Source organism: Ruminococcus sp. B05, from assembly GCF_003628495.1.
In the GTDB taxonomy this organism is placed as follows: domain Bacteria; phylum Bacillota; class Clostridia; order Lachnospirales; family Lachnospiraceae; genus Schaedlerella; species Schaedlerella hominis.
The window spans coordinates 1-674 of sequence record NZ_RBZR01000070.1 but is presented as its reverse complement, the minus strand read 5'-3'; the positions used below and the strand labels follow the sequence as shown (position 1 = coordinate 674).

The window sequence follows — 674 nt, the reverse complement described above, 5'->3', positions numbered from 1 at the left end:
GTCAGCAAAGGATCCACATCGATTTCTCTTGTTTTATATTCTTCCCCACACCCCTGACTTTTCCCGAATTCGCTAAACTCTCCTGCCAGCAAAAAATCAGGACGTTTCTCAAGAAGATGCTTATAATCACATCCATTTGTAAGTACATTCATTAGAATAAAGGATAGGACACCTAAAAATATAGAAAGACTTGTAATGATAAATCGTGCTTTCTGTCGTGTTATATTTCCCCATGCAATATAGAACATTTCTTCTGTTTCAGAACGTCTGTGCACTATTTTCCCAGAGTGTTGTGTTTTTCTGGCAACTGTATTTTCGTTATAAGCAGCACTCTCAATACAAGACAGCTTCGTTATTTTTCTAATAACGCCTTCCGATGCTATCCACAAAATTCCATTTACAAATACAACAGAAAGCAAAAGAATCCACGGTCTGAAAAAGGAAAGTATTGTATTCCCTCCCATTTCCTGATAAAAATGGAAACCTAATAGTTCCGGTATTAATAAGACTAAAATCAGTGCAGAGATCAAACTTCCCAAGACAGAACCTTTTAACATGAGTGACCTCATTTGTTTCCGGTATATTTTTGTAATCTGTCTTTCTGTGGCTCCGATCGTGTGGAGCAGTCCGAGATTTTGAACATCTTCGCTCATGGATATCCAAAGGACATTGCG

Annotated in this window: 1 protein-coding gene; it reads right to left on the bottom strand. The window is 37.8% G+C overall.

Going from position 1 to position 674, the window contains the following annotated elements; genetic code table 11:
* On the bottom strand, positions 1-653 hold a 653-nt coding region (locus D8Q48_RS17025), incomplete at its 3' end, for an FtsX-like permease family protein (protein ID WP_347562313.1).
* Positions 654-674: the final 21 nt, after the last annotated feature.